This window comes from Cognatishimia sp. SS12 (genome assembly GCF_028369055.1).
Lineage (GTDB): Bacteria > Pseudomonadota > Alphaproteobacteria > Rhodobacterales > Rhodobacteraceae > Cognatishimia.
In genome coordinates this window covers 83,463-98,975 of record NZ_JAQNCZ010000001.1, presented here as the reverse complement: position 1 = coordinate 98,975, position 15,513 = coordinate 83,463, and the positions used below count along the sequence as shown (strand labels likewise).

Annotated in this window: 17 protein-coding genes; 7 read left to right on the top strand and 10 right to left on the bottom strand. The window is 59.4% G+C overall.

Annotated elements, in window-relative coordinates:
- Positions 1-13: 13 nt before the first annotated feature.
- Positions 14-1,279 (top strand): dihydrolipoyllysine-residue acetyltransferase, encoded by a 1,266-nt coding sequence (aceF, locus tag N6L24_RS00510; RefSeq protein WP_271842686.1) that lies wholly within the window; start codon positions 14-16, stop codon positions 1,277-1,279.
- 12 nt (positions 1,280-1,291) lie between these two features.
- Positions 1,292-3,031, top strand: a complete 1,740-nt coding sequence (gene lpdA / locus N6L24_RS00505) for a dihydrolipoyl dehydrogenase (protein WP_271842685.1) — start codon at positions 1,292-1,294, stop codon at positions 3,029-3,031.
- Between the two features lie 53 nt (positions 3,032-3,084).
- On the opposite strand, the gene N6L24_RS00500 is transcribed toward lpdA, so the two are convergent.
- From N6L24_RS00500 to N6L24_RS00480, 5 genes are all read right to left on the bottom strand, one after another.
- Positions 3,085-3,876: a carbohydrate ABC transporter permease gene (locus tag N6L24_RS00500; RefSeq protein WP_271842684.1), complete on the bottom strand. Its 792-nt coding sequence runs from the start codon at positions 3,874-3,876 to the stop codon at positions 3,085-3,087.
- Between the two features lie 28 nt (positions 3,877-3,904).
- Positions 3,905-4,468, bottom strand: coding sequence for a cysteine hydrolase family protein (locus N6L24_RS00495; RefSeq protein ID WP_271842683.1), 564 nt, complete (start codon positions 4,466-4,468; stop codon positions 3,905-3,907).
- The gene (locus N6L24_RS00490) at positions 4,465-5,463 is read right to left on the bottom strand and encodes a type I glyceraldehyde-3-phosphate dehydrogenase (protein WP_271842682.1); all 999 of its coding nucleotides are present in this window, start codon (positions 5,461-5,463) and stop codon (positions 4,465-4,467) included. The genes N6L24_RS00495 and N6L24_RS00490 overlap by 4 nt, the downstream gene beginning before the upstream one ends.
- A gap of 95 nt (positions 5,464-5,558) precedes the next feature.
- Positions 5,559-6,380: a bifunctional allantoicase/(S)-ureidoglycine aminohydrolase gene (locus tag N6L24_RS00485; RefSeq protein WP_271842681.1), complete on the bottom strand. Its 822-nt coding sequence runs from the start codon at positions 6,378-6,380 to the stop codon at positions 5,559-5,561.
- 84 nt (positions 6,381-6,464) lie between these two features.
- Positions 6,465-7,127 carry an SOS response-associated peptidase gene (locus N6L24_RS00480; RefSeq protein ID WP_271842680.1) on the bottom strand — a complete coding sequence of 221 codons (663 nt, stop codon included), beginning with the start codon at positions 7,125-7,127 and terminating at the stop codon, positions 6,465-6,467.
- Between the two features lie 153 nt (positions 7,128-7,280).
- Between N6L24_RS00480 and N6L24_RS00475 the strand changes: the two genes are divergently transcribed.
- On the top strand, positions 7,281-8,288 hold the full coding sequence (locus N6L24_RS00475) for a Hint domain-containing protein (protein ID WP_271842679.1): 1,008 nt from the start codon (positions 7,281-7,283) through the stop codon (positions 8,286-8,288).
- Positions 8,289-8,296: 8 nt separating this feature from the next.
- On the opposite strand, the gene N6L24_RS00470 is transcribed toward N6L24_RS00475, so the two are convergent.
- A complete protein-coding gene (locus tag N6L24_RS00470) occupies positions 8,297-8,602 on the bottom strand; it encodes a J-domain-containing protein (RefSeq protein ID WP_271842678.1) in 306 nt (101 codons plus the stop codon).
- Between the two features lie 119 nt (positions 8,603-8,721).
- Here N6L24_RS00470 and N6L24_RS00465 point away from each other — a divergent pair, with 119 nt between their 5' ends.
- On the top strand, positions 8,722-9,675 hold the full coding sequence (locus tag N6L24_RS00465; protein WP_271842677.1) for a pirin family protein: 954 nt from the start codon (positions 8,722-8,724) through the stop codon (positions 9,673-9,675).
- A gap of 72 nt (positions 9,676-9,747) precedes the next feature.
- Here the strand turns inward: N6L24_RS00465 and N6L24_RS00460 are convergent, their stop codons facing one another.
- A complete protein-coding gene (locus N6L24_RS00460; protein WP_271842676.1) occupies positions 9,748-11,307 on the bottom strand; it encodes a bifunctional metallophosphatase/5'-nucleotidase in 1,560 nt (519 codons plus the stop codon).
- A gap of 154 nt (positions 11,308-11,461) precedes the next feature.
- Here N6L24_RS00460 and N6L24_RS00455 point away from each other — a divergent pair, with 154 nt between their 5' ends.
- From N6L24_RS00455 to arsC, 3 genes are read left to right on the top strand one after another with little or no spacing between them, the layout of a single operon-like run.
- On the top strand, positions 11,462-11,803 hold the full coding sequence (locus N6L24_RS00455) for a DUF952 domain-containing protein (RefSeq protein WP_271842675.1): 342 nt from the start codon (positions 11,462-11,464) through the stop codon (positions 11,801-11,803).
- Positions 11,800-12,858, top strand: a complete 1,059-nt coding sequence (locus N6L24_RS00450; RefSeq protein WP_271842674.1) for a quinone-dependent dihydroorotate dehydrogenase — start codon at positions 11,800-11,802, stop codon at positions 12,856-12,858. Before N6L24_RS00455 ends, N6L24_RS00450 begins: the two co-directional genes overlap by 4 nt.
- The gene (gene arsC, locus N6L24_RS00445) at positions 12,855-13,193 is read left to right on the top strand and encodes an arsenate reductase (glutaredoxin) (protein WP_271842673.1); all 339 of its coding nucleotides are present in this window, start codon (positions 12,855-12,857) and stop codon (positions 13,191-13,193) included. The genes N6L24_RS00450 and arsC overlap by 4 nt, the downstream gene beginning before the upstream one ends.
- On the opposite strand, the gene N6L24_RS00440 is transcribed toward arsC, so the two are convergent.
- The 3 genes from N6L24_RS00440 to N6L24_RS00430 are packed head-to-tail and all read right to left on the bottom strand — an operon-like array spanning position 13,190 to position 15,443.
- A complete protein-coding gene (locus tag N6L24_RS00440; protein WP_271842672.1) occupies positions 13,190-14,512 on the bottom strand; it encodes an MATE family efflux transporter in 1,323 nt (440 codons plus the stop codon). The two genes, arsC and N6L24_RS00440, sit on opposite strands and share 4 nt — an antisense overlap.
- A complete protein-coding gene (locus N6L24_RS00435) occupies positions 14,509-15,021 on the bottom strand; it encodes a PaaI family thioesterase (protein ID WP_271842671.1) in 513 nt (170 codons plus the stop codon). Before N6L24_RS00435 ends, N6L24_RS00440 begins: the two co-directional genes overlap by 4 nt.
- On the bottom strand, positions 15,018-15,443 hold the full coding sequence (locus tag N6L24_RS00430; protein ID WP_271842670.1) for a PaaI family thioesterase: 426 nt from the start codon (positions 15,441-15,443) through the stop codon (positions 15,018-15,020). The genes N6L24_RS00435 and N6L24_RS00430 overlap by 4 nt, the downstream gene beginning before the upstream one ends.
- Positions 15,444-15,513: the final 70 nt, after the last annotated feature.

The following is a 15,513-nucleotide window of genomic DNA, read 5'->3' as shown; positions in this document are numbered from 1 at the left end:
AGGAGACAAGATCATGGCAATTGAAGTCAAAGTTCCAGATATCGGGGATTTTTCCGAAGTACCCGTTGTATCCATCTTAGTCAGCGTCGGCGATGTCATCGCCGAAGAGGACCCCATTATCGAGCTGGAAAGCGACAAGGCAACGATGGAAGTGCCATCGCCTGCCGCTGGTAAAGTCCTGGAAATCAAAGTGGCCGAGGGCGACAACGTGGGCGAAGGCTCGGTTGTGCTGATCCTCGAAGCGGATGCCGCAGCCGAGGCCCCTGCGGCGGCCCCAGCCGAAGCGCCCGCTGCGGCAGCCCCTGCCGCGCCAGCCGCCCCAACAGCGGCAGCACCTGCAACTCCGGCGGCTGTCACCGACAGCGGTTTTGGCAAGGCCCACGCCTCCCCATCTGTGCGCGCTTTTGCCCGCCAGTTGGATATCGACATCAGCAAGGTTAACGGCACAGGCCGCAAAGGCCGCATCCTGCGTGAAGATATCACCGCGCAGCTCAAAGCCTCTAGCGCCAGCGCCCCAGCCGCCTCGGCACCATCGGGCGGCATGGGCATTCCGCCGATCCCAGCGGTTGATTTCAGCAAATTCGGCAAGGTCGAAGATGTGGAAATGCCCCGGATCAAAAAGATCTCGGGCCCGGCGCTGCACCGCAGCTGGCTGAACATTCCGCATGTCACCCACAACGACGAAGCGGATATCACCGATCTGGACAAATACCGCAAAGAAATGGACACGATGGCCAAGGAAAACGGCTATCGCGTGACCCTGCTGAGCTTTGTCATCAAGGCATCGGTTTCGGCGCTGAAAGAGCATTGGGAAGTCAACAGCTCGATCCATCCGGACGGCGACAAGCTGATCAAGAAAGATTACTACAACATCGGCTTTGCGGCGGACACGCCCAACGGTCTGGTGGTTCCGGTGATCAAGGATGCAGATCGCAAGGGCATTGTTGAGATTTCCAAAGACCTGATGGAACTCTCGGGCAAGGCCCGTGCGGGTGAGCTGAAAGGCCCGGACATGCAGGGCGCGACCTTCACCATTTCATCGCTGGGCGGCATTGGCGGCACCTCGTTCACCCCAATTGTGAACGCACCAGAGGTGGCGATCCTGGGGCTGACACGCTCCAAGATGGCACCGGTTTGGAACGGCGAAGAATTCGTGCCACGCCTGATGCAGCCTCTGTCGCTATCATACGATCACCGCGCCATCGACGGGGCTTTGGCGGCACGGTTCACCGTGACGCTCAAGACCCTGCTGGGCGATATGCGCAAGCTGATGTGGTAAGGAGACAGATCAATGGACGTCAAAGTACCTGATATCGGCGATTTCGACTCGGTTCCTGTGGTTTCGGTTCTGGTGGCCGTCGGCGACACCGTCGCCGCCGAAGACCCGCTGATCGAGCTGGAATCCGACAAAGCAACGATGGAAGTGCCCTCCCCTGCAGCGGGCACTGTCAAAGAGATCAAAGTGGCCGAAGGTGACACTGTCAGCGAAGGCAGCTTGATCCTGGTCCTTGAGGCCGAAGGTGGGGCAAGCGAAACAGCAGCGCCAGCAGCGCCCACCGCGGAAACGCCAGCCGCCCCGCAGGCGGTTGCCGCAACCGGCACCGCATCCGGCGCGGGCGATGTGCACGCCGAAGTCGTTGTGCTCGGCTCTGGTCCGGGCGGCTATACTGCGGCCTTCCGCGCCGCGGATCTTGGCAAGAAAGTTGTCTTGATTGAAAAAGACAGCAACCTGGGCGGTGTTTGCCTTAACGTGGGCTGTATCCCGTCCAAAGCCTTGCTGCATGGCGCAAAGGTGATCACCGAAGCCGAAGAGATGGGTGAATTTGGCATCAAATTCACCAAACCTAAAGTCGATCTGGACGCGCTGCGCGGCTGGAAAGAAAGCGTCGTCAACCAATTGACCGGCGGTCTGGGTGGTCTGGCCAAGGGCCGCAAGGTTCAGGTTGTGACCGGCTATGGCAAATTCACCGGCCCCAACATGATCGAAGTTGACAACAATGGCGAAAAATCCACCGTCAGCTTTGATCAATGTATCATTGCGGCAGGCTCGGTGCCTGTCACCCTGCCGTTCATCCCACATGATGATGAACGGGTGATTGACAGCACCGGCGCACTCGAACTGGCAGATGTGCCAAAGCGCCTGATGGTGCTCGGCGGCGGGATCATCGGTCTGGAAATGGCAACTGTCTATGACGCGCTGGGATCGAAAGTGACCATCGTTGAATTCATGGATCAGATCATTCCGGGCGCGGACAAAGATATTGTCAAACCGCTGCACAAGCGCATCGAAGGGCGCTATGAGAACATCTTTACCAAAACCAAAGTGACCGCCATTGAAGCCCAGAAAAAGGGCCTCAAGGTCACGATGGAAGGGCCAGATGGTGAAACCACCGACACCTTTGACAAGGTTCTGGTGGCTGTGGGCCGCAAACCCAACGGTCATCTGATTGACGCCGAGAAAGCCGGTGTCGCAGTGGATGAGCGCGGCTTTATCGCGGTGGACAATCAGCAGCGCACCGGCCAGCCGCATATCTTTGCGATTGGCGACGTCGTGGGCCAGCCGATGCTGGCGCACAAAGCGGTACACGAAGGCAAGGTTGCCGCCGAAGTCTGCGCCGGTCACAAGCGGTTCTTTGATGCCCGCGTGATCCCATCGGTTGCCTATACCGACCCCGAGGTCGCATGGGTTGGCGTCACAGAGACCCAAGCCAAAGCCGACGGCATCAAGGTTGGCAAAGGCGTGTTCCCATGGGCCGCCTCTGGCCGGTCGCTGTCGCTGGGCCGCTCTGAAGGCATCACCAAAGTGTTGTTTGACGAAGAGAACGAGCGCGTCATTGGTGCGGGCATCGTTGGCCCCAACGCGGGCGATCTGATCGCCGAAGTCGCGCTAGCCATCGAGATGGGCGCAGATGCCGTGGATCTGGGTCACACCATCCACCCACACCCCACGCTGTCAGAAACCGTGAACTTTGCTGCCGAAATGTTCGAAGGCACGATCACCGATCTGATGCCGCCGAAAAAGCGCAAGTAAGCTTTGAAAACATGACTGTGAAAGCCCCGCCATCGCGGGGCTTTTCTTTTGCCTTAGTGCAGCGTGTGCCCCAGTCCGCGGGCGATACCGCGCTGCGCCAGCAACATCACCAATCCTGGCGGCAATATCGCAACTAGCGCCAGCACCATCCCATCGCTGCTGCCGCGCCCCATCCGCTCGATCCCGCGCACAATGGTGTAATGCGCTTCGCTGCTGACATTGATCACCAGCGGCCAGACATATTGGTTCCACCCCATGACAAACAGAATGGCGAACAGTCCAAGGATCATCGGGCGCGCAAGCGGCAACAGAATATCCCAGAAAAACCGCATGGGGCCTGCGCCATCCATCCGCGCGGCCTCTTGCATTTCGCTCGGCACTTGCTGGAAATATTGCCGAAAAAGCAGCGTGCCCAGACCACTGGCCACGACGGGCAATATCATCCCCGCGTAACTGTTGGTTAACCCGAGTTGGTGGGCGGTAAGAAACGTTGGTAAAACGCGCGTTTCGACAGGGAAAAACATCGACAGCAGAATGACGCCAAACACCAACGTGGCATGGCGCAGGCGAAAATAAACCAAGGCAAAGGCAGCCAGCATGGACAGCGCTGTTTTTAGACCGGCCACGCCCAAGGCCAGCACAAAGGAATTTTTGAGCAGTTGCAAGGCGCTCACGCCATTTCCGAACAGATCGCCTTGCTGAAAAAGCGCCACAAAGGGCTGTGCCCAGCCCCCAAAGCCCTGCGTGTTCTGCAATGCAGAGGCCGCCAGAAAAATCGCGGGGCCTAGCATGAAGAGGCTGCCAAGGATAAGGATCAGATGATCCAGCGGCTTTGCTTTGGTCATCCTTTGGGCCTTTTTTGTAATGTCCACGCTAACCCGACGCTGACAGCAGAGTAGATGACGTCAGAACCTGACAGAATTCACCATTCAGATGTGCCAACGCGCTCCGGTGGATGGCTTCTGGGCTAAGCAATGGGCCGCTATCAAAACTGGTATCCGCATTGGCGGCAAAGGCCGCGCAAGCATCAGCGACCAATGTCACATCATAGCCTAAATTGGCCGCCATGCGCGTGCTGGTCGATACGCAATGCGGCGTGGTCAGACCTGCAATGACAAGCGCTTTTACCATCTGCGCCTGCAAATACGCATCTAGCTCCGTGCCAATAAAGGCAGAGTTGACCGACTTCTCAAACACCGGTTCACGCGCCAGCGGAGCTACGCCGGGCAAGAAATCCGCCCCCTCCCCCTGCAGCGGAGACCCAGGTGTGGTGCTGATGTGGCGAACATGCACAACTGGCCAGCCGCGTTTGCGCCAATGCGCCAAGAGCTGCGCAGCGCGCCTTTCTGCGTCAGGGTTATTGCGCGCGCCCCAAATCGGGTCATCAAAGCCGATCTGAAAATCAATCAAAAGCAGCGTTGCAACGTGATCCGTCATCGGGACGCCATTTTTCGCGCCATATCCAGCATGCGGCAGGAAAACCCCCATTCATTGTCATACCAGCCAAACACCCGCAGCAGCCCCCCGACCGAGACCGATGTTTCCCGCTCGCAGACAACAAGCGATTCCGGGCGCATACGCAGATCGGTGGACACTAGGGGTTTCAGCGTCGTGCCAATGACGCCCGCGCCAGCGGCACCGCGCAAGAGCTGGTTCACACCTTCGGCTGTCACCGGCTGTTCGGTCTGGATGGTCAGATCAATGGCGCTGACCGAGGCGGTGGGCACCCGGATCGCGCGCGCCTCCACCCGCCCGGCCAGATGCGGCAACACCCGGTCGATCATCCGCTGGGCGCTGGTGGTGGTTGGCACCATCGACAGCGCCGCGGCGCGGCTGCGTTCAAGGTTGCCGCGCGGTTTGTCCACGGTCGGCTGCGAACCGGTATAGCAATGCACTGTCGTCATATGGCCCGAAATCAGCCCGTAACGGGCATCCAGCAATTGCATCAGCGGCGCCAGCGCATTGGTGGTGCACGAGGCGTTCGACACGACGTGATGCGCCGCCAGATCGGCATCATTTGCGCCCAGAACAACGGTTACATCCGCCTCATCGGAGGGACCGGAAATCAGGACAGCGCGTGCCCCCGCGCGCAGCCCCCGCTCTACAATCGGGCGTGACCCGGCCATGCCGGTGCATTCCAGCACAACATCCACCCCGGTCAGATCCAGCGTCGCGATATCTGCCGCCCCATGAAACGGGATCGCATGACCGTTCACCACCATGGCCCCATCCTGTGTGTCGACCGTGCCGGCAAACGGGCCAAAGACAGAGTCATATTCAAACAGATAGGCGCAGGTCTCCAGCGGCTCGATATCGTTAAAGCCGACCACTTCGATATCGCGATAGGCCTCGCCTGTGGTAAGGATTCGCAAAATCGTACGGCCAATTCGACCGAACCCATTGATGAATATACGGATTTTCTGATCAGCCATGGGGCCTCCGGCGTCGCGTTGCGGCCAGTTCACAGGTTTTCATGCGCCTTGGCCACCCCCAGTTTCACCCCGGGGCTCGGCCCAGTTGCGGGGGGCTATCGCAACTTCGGATGACGGTTCACATCTTTATAGAGCAGATAGCGAAAACGCCCCGGCCCGCCCGCGTAACAGGCCTGCGGGCAAAAGGCGCGCAGCCACATAAAATCACCCGCTTCGACCTCAACCCAATCTTTGTTGAGCAGATAGACCGCCTTACCCTCCAGCACATAAAGCCCATGCTCCATCACATGGGTCTCAGGGAAAGGGATCACCCCGCCCGGCTCAAATGTCACGATATTGACGTGCATGTCGTGGCGCAGATCTTCGGGGGCCACAAAGCGTGTCGTGGCCCAGCGCCCCTCGGTGTCAGGCATCGGCGTCGCAGGGACATCCTTTTCATTGGTAAAGATCGCATCGGGCGCATCAATGCCGGGCACCGCCTCATAGGCTTTGCGAATCCAATGGCATGTCGCTGGCGTGTCACCGCTGTTGTGAATGCGCCAGTCACTGCCTGCGGGCAGATAGGCATAGCCCCCCGGCGCAAGCAGATGGTCGTGCCCGTCAAGCGTGACGGTCAGCCCCCCCTCGGTGACAAAGATAACGCCCTGCACCGCCTCATCCGGCTCTGGCGCGTCCGAGCCGCCCCCGGCCTCAATTTCGAGGATATATTGCGCAAAGGTTTCTGCAAATCCCGTCAGAGGCCGCGCGATAATCCAGGCGCGTGTGCCCCGCCAATGCGGCAACGACGAGGTGACGATATCGGTCATCACACCGCGCGGAATCACGGCGTAAGCCTCGGTAAAAATGGCGCGGTTGGTGGTCAGCTGCGTCTGCGGCGGCAGGCCCCCTGCTGGCGCGGCGTAAGGTATGTCAGCCATGATCAGCCCTTTCAAATCCCTGACCATGAAACCGTTTTTTCAATGGAATTCCAAGGGGTTTTCCGCAAAGTCGCTAACCTGAACCTAGGGCGCATCAAAAGGTTCGATCAGTTCGGACCCGCTGGCGCGGTTGGAATTGACCCTGGGGTGCACCGCACGGCGCAAGAGCACCCCTTCTGGCGCTGGTCCCATCAGCCGTGCCGCGCCATGGCCCGCCTCCCCCAACCAGAGCGGCCAGTCCGCTTCGCTGATAATCACCGGCATGCGGTGATGCACGGGTGCCATAGTGTCATTGGCGGATGTGGTCACAATCGCACAGCTGCGCGTGACCTCGCCCTCCTGCTGCCAGTCCTGCCAGATCCCTGCGAGCGCCAATGGCCCCTCCCCGGAAAAATAATGCGGCCAGCGCTTGCCCTCAGCGTCCTTTTTCCATTCGTAAAACCCTGTCACCGGAATAAGGCAACGACGGGTGCGGCATGCCGCGCGAAAAGCGGGTTTTTCAGCAATGGTTTCGGCGCGGGCGTTGATCAGCAACGGGCCGTCATTCATGGCCTTGTACCAATGCGGTAGAAACCCCCACCGCATCGACACAAGGTTGCGCCCCGTTTCGTTGCCAAAAACGACAGCAATATCTGTTGTTGGACAGATGTTGTAATTCGGAACCTCCGGCAAGCGGTTGGCTGGTTTGGCGTCAAATAACCCAGCCATCGCATCCCTGGGCAGGGTATTTGCGATACGTCCACACATACCTTTGAACTTACACAGGAAATTTTGCGCTGCAAATCATCATGCAAGGGTTGCGATTTACCTGAGGTCAACCGTAGATGGACTTAACGCATTAGTGATCTATGAGTGATTTGATTTTCCAAACCGCAGCTTTCACAGAGAAGAACATTCCGTTTGCCACACCAATTTTCAGCACGAACCGACAGCAACAGTGCCAACAATACCGGGCTAAACCTGACCAATGCCGATGCAATTACGATCGAATTCGTCGCGGACGGTCAGGACGGTGATCTGGCGCTTGAACCCAATGGCGGCGCGGTTGATCCTGACACATCCGTTGTGATCGACGGCGTAAACTATGAATTCACATTTGAGCTAAGCGGGACCCTCCCCACAAGCAAAAGCGATGGTGCCAATCAGGTGCCCGGCCAATTCGAAGGGGCGTCCATCAACGTCATCACCGTGCATGACTACCCCTCCGCTGGGGAAACCACGCGGATGGTTTTCATGCCAGAGGAAGACGCCAGCAACGAGGACATGGACGCTTTTGGCAAGGGGGCCATCTCGCTGCAAGACGTCAACACAACCGACACATCGGCGATCTGTTTTGCCGCCGGTACGTTGATTGAGACCACTGAGGGGCTGAAGCCCATCGAAACCCTGAGGATCGGTGACAACGTCTTCACGCTGGACAACGGCCCGCAACCGGTGATCTGGCTGTCAAAAACCGATTTGGAATGGCCGGGCGCTGACCCGTCACTGCGACCGATTGCAATCCGCAAAAACGCTTTTGGCCCGAATGCTCCGATGAAAGAAACCGTGCTGTCCCCGCAGCATCGCGTTTTTCTCGGGGCGCACGAGACCGGAGGCGATGCGGCCCTGGCACCGGCGCGCGGGCTTCTTGACCGCAAAGGCATACGCCTCATGCGCGGCAAGAAAGCGGTCAGCTATTATCACCTATTGTTGCCAAAACACGAGGTTGTGTTGGCAAACGGCTTGGCCTGCGAAAGTTTCTATCCCGGACCCGAGGCCCTGAAGACGCTAAGAAAATCGCAACGCAGCCGCTTGGGGGCCGCCCTGCAGGCCGCCGGTGTGTCCAGTGCCACAGAATATGGGGGTTACGCGCGGCGCGTTCTCAGCGTGACGCAAACCAGGGCGCTCTATTCTGGTTTGGTAGATTAACGCAGCGATCAGCGATACGCCTTGCGGGCGATGTCGATCTTGGCTTCCATCATCGACATTTCCTTCATGATTTTCTGTCGGGCCGTGCGATCCCCGGTCTCGCGCAGCTCAGAGCGCAGACGCTCCAACTCGCGCGACAGCGACACAAACTCCGGCACGCCGCCGCTTTCCTTGACCAGCCGATTGAGCAAAGCGTTTTCCGGGTCGTCGACTTTGGGCAGGGGTTTGCCTGCTCCGGGCAGGTCGTCAAACTCGCCGCGCGCCTCGGCCTCGGCGATCTTCTGGGTGATGAGATCTATCAGCGGATGGTCCATATGCCATATTTAAGACACGCCCTTCTAATTGTGAAGTGACGCGCATAGCCTCTGCGCCGCTGCCGAATGGAAAGCTGCTCAGTCCGGTCTAAACTGACCCAAAGAGGAAAGGATCTGACATGAGCTGGAACCCCGATCAAACCCATGCGTCCATTGAAACGCTGATTGTGCCCCGCGCCCGTGATCTGGGCGGCTTTGAAGTGCGCCGCGCCCTGCCCGCGCCTGAGCGCCAAATGGTCGGGCCATTCATCTTTTTTGACCAAATGGGCCCCGCAGAGTTTCTGACCAACGATGGCATTGACGTGCGCCCGCATCCGCATATCGGGCTGGGCACTGTCACATATCTGTTCAAGGGGGAGTTTGAACACCGCGACAGCCTGGGCACGCGGCAGATGATTTACCCTGGCGAAGTGAACTGGATGCTCGCCGGGCGCGGTGTCACCCACTCAGAGCGCACCTCAGAGGCCACGCGACAGCATGCGCACGGCCTGTTTGGTATTCAGACCTGGGTTGCGCTTCCCGAAGACGTGGAAGAGCACGCCCCCGCCTTTGAACATCACAGCAAAGACAGCTTGCCCCTGCTGGACGATGACGGGATCGCGCTGCGTCTGATCCTGGGCCGCGGCTGGGGCGCAAAGGCCCCGGCTCAGATGCATTCAGACATTTTTTATGCGGATGTCACCCTTGCCCCAGGCGCGCAGCTTCCGATGCCTGATGATCACGAAGACCGCGGGATCTATGTGCTGGACGGCAGCATCACCGTGGCCGGCGATACGTTTGAGGCCGGGCGCATGATGGTGTTTCGCCCCGGTGACAAGATCTCGGTTAAAGCCGGCGACAGGGGGGCGCGCCTGATGGCGCTCGGCGGCGAGACCCTGAATGGCCCGCGTTATATCTGGTGGAATTTCGTGTCCTCAGATGCCGACAAAATCGAAGCCGCAAAACTGGCTTGGAAAGCGGCGGATTGGGCCAAGGGCCCCTTCCGCCTCCCGCCCGGCGATACGGAAGAGTTCATCCCTATCACGGATGCGATGGACCGCATGAAAATTAAAACGCCCAAAGGGTCGGCCTAACAAAAACAGCGCGGCACTCTTGCGCCGCGCTGCCCCCCCGATGCTGGGCATCGAGGGATTTAGATCAATTGCTCATTTCTGCATGATGCGCCCATCTTTGTAGGGCGTATAGGGTGCGTTTTTGGCAATATATTCTGCTGTGACATCCGCCAGATCCGGGCCGAAATCATAGGCGTTCATCGCGTCGCGGAACATGCTGTACCCGTCACCGCCGTTGCGCACATAGTTGTTGGACACAACGCCATAGGTTTTTTCTGGGTCAAGGGCCACGCCGCCAATCATGACATCAGAAACCCGCTCTCCGGCCGGTTTGGACAGATCAAACGCAAAAGTCATCCCCGCCACTTGCGGAAAGCGCCCTGCGCCCTCTTCAACCTGCGAGACGCCATTTTCCAGCGCTTCGACGATGGTGGCACCTTTGACCTGGAAAGTGGACAGCGTGTTCTGGAACGGCAGCACAGTCAGAACCTCGCCCATGGTGACTTCGCCCGAGTCGATTGACGCGCGGATACCGCCGCCATTTTGGATCGCAACATCAATGCCTTGATCCTTGACCCGATCCAGCATCGCATCGGCAATCAGATTGCCCATCGCGCATTCCACCGCACGGCATTCTTCGCGTACGCCGATAATTTCGGTAGCGGTCTCGGCGACCACCTTGTTGCGAATTTCTTCAAGCGGTACGGCGGCCTCAGCGATCCGCGCTTTCACAGTGTCATCTTCGGAAATGAAGCGGTCCATGATCAGCGGCTCACCCTGGGCCGTGATCACTTTACCCTCATCGTCAAACACGACATTCAGCTGCCCAAGGAATTTGCCATAGGCATAGGCCGACACGATCTGCGTGTCGCCAACCACGGTTGGGTAAGGCCCCTCTGCGCGATCTGAAACATTCGACAGATAGGTATTGGTATGGCCGCCCACGATCACGTCAACGCCAGTGGTCATCTCTGCCACTTCCAGATCTTTTTGATAGCCGGAGTGCGACAGAACGATGATCTTATTCACACCTTCTGCGGTCAGGCGATCCACTTCGGCCTGCACCGCGTCAACGGCGCTGGTAAAGATGATATTGTCGCCCGGCGAGGCGAGTTCATGAGTGTCCTCGGGGGTCAGGCCGATCATGCCGATTTTCTCGCCGCCGCGCTCAATCACGGTGGATTTCTTCAGCACATCCGCCAGATGCGGCTCGCCAGACACATCAGCATTGGACATCAGAACCGGGAAATTCACCGCATCCATGAAACCGCGCAGCACTTCGGGGCCGTCGTCAAATTCGTGGTTGCCCACGGTCATGCCGTCATAGCCAAGCGTGTTCATCATCTCGGCGGTCAGCTTGCCCTTGTAATAGGTGTAAAACAGCGTGCCCTGGAACTGGTCGCCGCCATCTACAAGAATGGAGTTCTCATATTGCGCCCGCGCCGCATCAACGGCCGATTTCAGACGGGCGGAGCCGCCAAAACATTTGCCAGCGTCGTTGTCCTCGCCAGAGCAGCCAGAATCAAACCGGCTGATCGGCTCGAACCGCGCGTGAAAGTCATTGGTGTGTAGAATGGTCAGCGCATAGTCAGCTGAGGCCATGCCAGCGGTGACGGCCAATGCCGCAACCGACGTGAGTATTCGCGAAAACATAATGCTTCCCCCTTCGCTGTTGGTGGTCTGATTTGGACATAAAATTGACCCGCGAGTCAAAATTTCCTCAAGTTGACCTAACGCAAAGCAGGTAACAGGCGTATGTCAGTGACCAACTATTGACCTCTGCCGCAGGGCCGGGCATGTCAGCGCCATGCTGATTTTCAAGATTTTTCGGGCCGATGAATGGGCCAAACTGCAGGCCGAGGGCGAGACCCTAGGCGCCCCGGTCGATCTGGCCGATGGTTTTGTTCATTTCTCAACCGCATCGCAGGCGGCAGAGACCGCGGCCAAGCATTTTGCCGGCGTCTCAGACCTCTGGTTGCTGGCCGTCGATGACGCCAGGCTGGGCGATGCGCTGAAATGGGAGGTTTCGCGCGGCGGCGACCACTTCCCCCATCTTTACCGCCCCTTGCGCCTGAGCGATGTTGTCTGGCACCAGCCCCTGCCCTTGAAAGAGGGCAAACATATTTTCCCTGCGGAGGCTCGCCCATGAACCTGCTTGAAAAAATCGGCATGCCTGTGCTGCATAAATTTGACCCGGAGACCGCGCATGGGCTGGCGATCAAGGCGCTGCAGCTGGGCGCGGCCCCGGCACCGGGCCTAGTGAGCTCACCGCGCCTGCGCACCCATGTGGCCGGGCTTGACCTGCCAAATCCCGTTGGGCTTGCCGCTGGATTTGACAAAAACGCCACCGCACTTTTGGGCCTATCGCGCGCGGGCTTTGGCTTTTTCGAAGTGGGTGCGGCCACGCCGCGCCCTCAGCCGGGCAACCCCAAGCCGCGGCTTTTCCGTTTGACCGAGGACCGCGCCGCCATCAACCGCTTTGGCTTTAACAATGACGGGATGGAGGCGATCGCCACCCGTCTGGCGCAGCGCCCCAAGGATGCCGTGATTGGCCTTAATCTGGGGGCCAACAAGGACAGCGCGGATCGCGCCAGCGATTTTGCCAAAGTGCTCGCCCATTGCGGTGCACATCTGGATTTCGCAACCGTCAACGTCAGTTCACCCAACACTGAAAAACTGCGCGACTTGCAGGGCAAAGCCGCGCTCTCAGCGCTGCTGGCCGGGGTGATGGAGGCACGCGCGGGTCTGGCGCGGCAGATCCCGGTGTTTCTGAAAATCGCGCCGGACCTCACGGACGCAGATCTGGGTGAAATCGCCGAGGTCGCGCAGGAGAGCGGGCTGGATGCGATCATCGCCACCAACACCACGCTGGACCGCAGCGGCCTTAATTCTGCGCACAAATCCGAATCCGGCGGTCTGTCTGGCGCGCCGCTCTTTGAAAAATCCACCCGCGTTCTGGCGCAGCTGTCACAGCTCACGGGCGGCGCGCTGCCATTGATCGGGGTTGGCGGCATCTCTAATGCGGATCAGGCCTATGCGAAAATCTGCGCCGGGGCCTCAGCCATACAGCTTTATACCGCGCTGGTCTTTGGCGGGCTGTCGATGGTGCAGGACATTGCCCGCGGCCTTGATGATCTGCTGGCGCGCGATGGCTTTGCAAATGTCTCTGAGGCCGTCGGCAGCAAACGGGAGGATTGGCTGTGATCACCATTTGGCACAACCCGCGCTGTTCCAAATCGCGCCAGACGCTGGCGCTGATAGAAGCCAAAGGCGCAGTGCGCATCCGTAAATATCTGGAAGATAGCCCCAGCGCCGAAGAGTTGCGCGCGGTGCTCAAGCTGCTCGGCATTCCCGCCATCGATCTGATGCGCAAGGGCGAAGAGGCTTTTAAGACCTCAGATTTGACAGCCGATAGCCCCGAAGACGCGCTGATTGCTGCCATGGTTGCCACGCCGAAATTGATCGAACGGCCGGTAGTTCTGGCCAATGGGCAGGCCCGACTTGGCCGACCGCCAGAAGCGGTGCTGGATATCCTTTAAGTCACACTGCGCTCCAGCGCCGGGTAGCGCGCGCCAAGCGTGATCCCGCGCGCGACAAAGGAAACCACCAGCGCCGCCCAAAGCCCGTGATTTCCCAGCATAGGGATCAGGGCCAGTACGGCCACGACGTAGATCGCCGCGCTGAGAACCATCATGTTGCGCATGTCGCGCCCGTGAGTTGCGCCTATGAAAATCCCATCCAGCATCCAGGATGCACATCCCAACAGCGGCGCGACGACCATCCACGGCAAATAGGTCATGGCCGTGGCCTGCACCTCGGGTGCCTTGGCCATCACGGTAATAAGCCAGCCCCCGCCCAGCGCAAAGGCCAACGACAGGCCGGCGCAGGTGACTGCCCCCCAAAAGCTGCACATCAGGGCGGCTCGCCGCAGCCGCGCCGGATCACGCCGCCCAATGGCGCGCGCCACCAGAGCCTCTGCCGCAAAAGCGAACCCGTCCATGGCGTAGGCGGTGATATAGGTGAACTGGATCAGCACCTCATTGGCCGCAAGCGTGACATCGCCAAAGCGTGCGCCAAGAAAAACGAAACTGGTAAATATCGCCATCAATAGCGCTGACCTGATCAGGATATCCACGTTCAGCAGCATCATGCGCACCAGTTTGCTGCGTTCAAACACACGCGCCCAGTTACGCCACTCCAGATTGGCAAAGGCGTCGCGGCAAAGCCAAAGCCCCACCGCCGCCCCGGTCAGCTCGGCGATCACAGTCGCAACGGCCACGCCGCCAACGCCCCAGCCAAAACCAAGCACAAAGGCAAAATCCAGCAGTATATTCACCCCATTCATGATCAGCTGCACCCAGAACACCCCTGTGGTGCGCTCCATCGCGACGAGCCAGCCGGTCAGCGCATAAACCGCGATCGCCGCTGGCGCTGTCCAAATGCGGATGGTCAGGTATTGGCGTGTCAGGTCCTCGACCTCGCCCGAGGCGGGGGAAAGCCAGAAGGCCCCGGCAAAGATCAAAGGCTGCAACAGGATCAGCAACAGCCCGCCGCCCCCTGCAATCAACAACGCGCGCGTCAGAAAGGCCGAGACCTCAGCATCATCATCCGCCCCGGCCGCCTGCCCCACCAGGCCAGCCGTGCCCATGCGCAGAAATCCGAAAATCCAATAGACGCTGGACAGGATAATGGCCCCCATCGCAACTGCGCCAATCGGGGCCGCTTCGCCAAGTTGGCCCACAACGCCCACATCCACCGCTCCCAAGATTGGCACCGTGGCGTTTGACAGCACCACCGGCACTGCAATCTTGAGAATGCGGCGATGGGTGATGTCGCCGGCAACCGCAGCCCCGGTCATCCGCCGCGCGAATTTGGTATGAGGAAATGCCCAGTGGCCTGCGCAAAGAGCTTGCTGCGCTGATCCTGCCAGGCTTCGACATGAACCGAGGCATAGCGCCGCCCAGACCGGTTCACGCGCGCCCGCGCATAGGCATCACGCGGCAGGCCCGAACGCAGGTAGTCCACGGTGAAATCAATGGTTTTGGGCAGACGCGGCAGATGTCCTGCTTCCAGCTCATCCAGCGACAGCACGCCGCTTTCCATATCCTCCCACAGATTGGCCCAGCCCAGCGCGATCACCGACGTGATCTCAAGAAACGCCGCCGTCGCCCCGCCGTGCAGCGCAGGCAGCAGCGGATTGCCAATCAGTTTTTCATCAAAAGACATCGTTGCGGTCAGCTCGTCGCCGCGGCGGTCAAAGTGAATCCCGAGGTACTGCCCATAGGGAATGGACGCCACCAGCCCACGCAGGGCGGCATCACGGCGCTGTTTGACGGTCTGCACGGGTTCTGGACGTGGACGGCTCATTCGGACTGCTCCACCGTAAAGGCCCCTTTGGCAGAGGCGACAGGATTTTCGGCATCATCATCAAAACTTACCGCGCGCACAAAGGCCACCGTGCGGGTCAGATGATAGACTTCGGCGCGCGCACGGATGCGCTGCCCCGGCGTGGCCCCGCGCATGTAATCGATCCGCAGATCAATCGTTGCCGTCGCGCCGACAACCTTAGGGTGGCTCATCACCGCCGCCCCGCAGCAGGTATCCATCAGGGCCGAGACTGCGCCGCCCGAAATGACCTGTGTTTCAGGATCCCCGATAAACCGCGTGTCATAATCCATTTCGATCTGGGTCATGCCGTCACCGATCTGTGTAATCTCCATACCCAGCGCTTTGGCATGCGGAATCATTTCAATGAACTGTTGGGCCTGCTTGGCGTTTTCAGCTGTCATGTCGTCCCCTTCCGCGTCGTCACTTGTCGCTGCAGTGCAACAACGGCTGTTGCCCATCGCGATTACACGT